Origin of the sequence: Burkholderia sp. LMG 13014 (assembly GCF_905232215.1) — a bacterium.
GTDB lineage: Bacteria > Pseudomonadota > Gammaproteobacteria > Burkholderiales > Burkholderiaceae > Burkholderia.
Window position 1 is genome coordinate 1 of sequence record NZ_CAJNKE010000580.1, and the last position, 3,654, is coordinate 3,654.

Sequence of the window (3,654 nt, forward strand, 5' to 3'; positions counted from 1 at the left end):
TCGCGGCAGCCGGCCGGCTCGAGCTGCAGGACGACGCGCCCGACGCCCTCTCTTCCACGCAGGTGCGCGCGGCCCGCGCGGCCACCCCGCACCGCTAATCTTCCGCATTCGACCATGGCCCGTACCCGAGCGCCCGACCACGAATCCCAGCGCGAGCAGATCCTCGATCTGGCCGCCGAGAAATTCGCTCAGACGAGCTACCCGAGCACGTCGATGTCCGATCTCGCGACCGCGAGCGGCACGTCGAAGGCACGCCTCTATCACTATTACGAGAGCAAGGAAGCGATCCTGTTCGACCTGCTCGACCGCTACACGAAACGGCTGATGCTGATCATCGCCGAGGTCGAAGGGGCGAGCCAGCGGCGCGGCCTCAGCGAGCGCGACGCGTTCGCCGAGCTCGTGCGCGCGTTCCTCGCCGAATACGAGACGTCGCACAGTCGGCACGTCGCGCTGCTCAACGACGTGAAGTATCTCGAGGATGCACAGCGCGAAATCGTGCTCGACCGCCAGCGCGACATCGTCGCGGCGTTCACGCGGCAGCTCGCCCGGGCGTACCCGGACCGCATCTCGAAGGAAAACCAGACGTCCGTGACGATGATGGTGTTCGGGATGATCAACTGGACGTTCACGTGGCTGAAGCCGGGCGGCCGCCTCGGCTATCGCGACTTCGCCGAGCAAGTGATCGACCTGATCGAGCGCGGGCTGTCGACGGCAGCCTGATTGCCGCGCAGCAGCAAACGTTGCGCGACGGGCACACTGCGACCGCCCGCCGAGCATTTCATATGATGAATTTTAAATTGCTTAATAATCAAATAGATAGCCAATTAACTAAGCAGATTTAGAATTCATCCTCCAGCTTAAACATCGTCAAATACGGGTTTTCCCCAATCCTGGGGCTGGCGGTCGGGTAAAATGCTGTTGCATTGCACAACCCGCTGTACGGTCACACACTGAGGAACCCACGATGAACACGCAATTCAACGGCACTGCCGATGTCGTCGGCAACGCCGGGTCTGCGCCGGTTCTCGTCAGGGAACTGGCTTCCAAAGACCGTGAGCAAATGCTCACCCACTTTCTCTCGCTCGACGAAGAGGACCGCCTGCTGCGCTTCGGCCAGATGGTGCCCGACCACGTGATCGAGAACTATGTCCGTACGATCGACTTCGGCCGCGACACCGTGTTCGGTGTGTTCGACCACGACCTCGAACTGATCGGCGTCGGCCACCTGGCCTACCTGCCGGCCGAGGGCGACAAGCGCACGGCCGAATTCGGCGTGTCGGTGCTCGAAAGCGCACGCGGCCGCGGCGTCGGCTCGAAGCTGTTCGAGCGCGCGGCGATCCGCAGCCGCAACACGCACGTGACGATGCTGTACATGCACTGCCTGTCGCGTAACGCGACGATGATGCACATCGCGAAGAAATCCGGGATGCGGATCGAGTACGCGTACGGCGAAGCCGATGCATACCTGTCGCTGCCGCCGGCCGACCACTCGACGATCATCGCCGAGATGCTGCAGGAGCAGGCCGCGGTGTTCGACTACGCGATGAAGCGCCAGGCGCGCCGCACCACGAAGTTCATCGAATCGCTGATGCCCGCCGCGCTGACGGCGTAACACCGGCCAGCCGGGCCGCGCCTGCGGCGCGCCCGGCCTCCCCCTTCCCCGCGCACACTAGCGCACCGAACGAATCGGCAACGCCGTCGTCTCCTTGAAGCATTCGAGCGAAAAGCTCGTCTTCACGTCGATCACCGACGGGTGATGCAGCAGATGCTCCTGCACGAAGCGGGAGAAATGCGCCATGTCCTCGACCTGCACGCGCAGCAGGTAATCCATATCCCCCGTCATCGCGTGGCACGCGACCACTTCCGGCCAGGTCTGCACGGCCGCGCGAAACAGCTCCGCATGGGTCGCGCCCGCCCGCGCCGACGTTTCGTCGGCCCGCACCGGCGCCAGGCCGCCGCGCTTCTCGAGCCGCACGCTCACGTACGCGAGCAGGTCGAGCCCGAGCTTCTGCGGATTCAGCAACGCGACATAACCGGTAATCACGCCGATCTCCTCGAGCCGCCGGATCCGCCGCAGACACGGGCTCGGCGACAGGTTCACGCGCTCGGCGATCTCCTGGTTCGACAGGCGGCCGTTCTCCTGAAGAATCGCGAGAATCCGCCGGTCGATGGCATCCAATTCGGCTTGCGCCATCTTCTGCCCTCCAATGAACAGTTTGAGACTGGAAATTGCGCCATCGTAGGTTCGGGCAATTAAGTTCGCAAGTTTACGCTCGCAGCTGCCCGCTACACTCTGTCGCACGTACCGATTCGTTGCGCACGCCGCCGCGTGTGCCACGTTCGACATCGAACCACGCCGGGCATGCGCACACCGCCCCGGCCGATCGCCCCCACAGGAGACACGCCATGCAGATCCCGAACTGGGACAACCCCGTCGGCACCGACGGCTTCGAATTCATCGAATACACGGCACCGGACCCGAAAGCGCTCGGACAACTGTTCGAACGGATGGGTTTCACCGCGATCGCGCGCCACCGCCACAAGGACGTGACGGTGTACCGCCAGGGCGACATCAACTTCATCATCAACGCCGAACCCGATTCGTTCGCGCAACGCTTCGCACGCCTGCATGGCCCGTCGATCTGCGCAATCGCGTTCCGCGTGCAGGACGCCGCGAAGGCGTACCAGCACGCGCTGGAACTCGGCGCATGGGGCTTCGACAACAAGACGGGCCCGATGGAGCTGAACATCCCGGCGATCAAGGGCATCGGCGATTCGCTGATCTACTTCGTCGACCGCTGGCGCGGCAAGAACGGTGCGCAACCGGGCGCAATCGGCGACATCAGCATCTATGACGTCGACTTCGAGCCGATCGCCGGCGCGAACCCGAACCCGGTCGGCCACGGCCTCACCTATATCGACCACCTGACGCACAACGTGCATCGCGGCCGCATGCAGGAATGGGCCGAGTTCTACGAACGCCTGTTCAACTTCCGCGAAGTGCGCTACTTCGACATCGAAGGCAAGGTGACGGGCGTGAAGTCGAAGGCGATGACGTCGCCGTGCGGCAAGATCCGCATCCCGATCAACGAGGAAGGCTCGGATACGGCCGGCCAGATCCAGGAATACCTCGACGCGTACCACGGCGAAGGCATCCAGCACATCGCGCTCGGCGCGAGCGACATCTACCAGGCGGTCGACGGCCTGCGCAGCAAGGAAGTGAAGCTGCTCGACACGATCGACACGTATTACGAACTGGTCGACCGCCGCGTGCCGAACCACGGCGAATCGCTGGAAGAACTGAAGAAGCGCAAGATCCTGATCGACGGCGCACGCGACGACCTGCTGCTGCAGATCTTCACCGAGAACCAGATCGGGCCGATCTTCTTCGAGATCATCCAGCGCAAGGGCAACCAGGGCTTCGGCGAAGGCAACTTCAAGGCGCTGTTCGAATCGATCGAGCTCGACCAGATCCGCCGCGGCGTCGTGCAGGACAAGGCCTGACGCATCCGGCGGGCGGCTGCCCGGGGCAACCCGGCCGGCCGCACGATCCGGCGGCACAAAGAAAAAGGGCGGGAATCCAAGGATTCCCGCCCTTTTTTCATTCCGGCGCAGCCCTCAGGCTGCGCGACCGGATCAACGCGCGTTCGCCTT

The 3,654-nt window shown here is 63.7% G+C and carries 4 protein-coding genes; 3 read left to right on the plus strand and 1 reads right to left on the minus strand.

The features are described from left to right. Positions 1–114: 114 nt before the first annotated feature. Together JYJ84_RS31215 and JYJ84_RS31220 are read left to right on the plus strand one after the other, a co-directional pair. Positions 115–720, plus strand: coding sequence for a TetR/AcrR family transcriptional regulator (locus JYJ84_RS31215; RefSeq protein WP_006482923.1), 606 nt, complete (start codon positions 115–117; stop codon positions 718–720). Between the two features lie 244 nt (positions 721–964). Continuing rightward, complete coding sequence (locus JYJ84_RS31220; protein ID WP_164462503.1) at positions 965–1,612, plus strand: GNAT family N-acetyltransferase; 648 nt, start codon at positions 965–967, stop codon at positions 1,610–1,612. A gap of 57 nt (positions 1,613–1,669) precedes the next feature. On the opposite strand, the gene JYJ84_RS31225 is transcribed toward JYJ84_RS31220, so the two are convergent. Further along, entirely contained in the window at positions 1,670–2,194 is a 525-nt protein-coding gene (locus tag JYJ84_RS31225) for an Lrp/AsnC family transcriptional regulator (RefSeq protein WP_011350656.1), read from the minus strand. Between the two features lie 212 nt (positions 2,195–2,406). Here JYJ84_RS31225 and hppD point away from each other — a divergent pair, with 212 nt between their 5' ends. Further along, on the plus strand, positions 2,407–3,504 hold the full coding sequence (gene hppD / locus JYJ84_RS31230) for a 4-hydroxyphenylpyruvate dioxygenase (protein ID WP_122944183.1): 1,098 nt from the start codon (positions 2,407–2,409) through the stop codon (positions 3,502–3,504). Positions 3,505–3,654 lie beyond the last annotated feature (150 nt).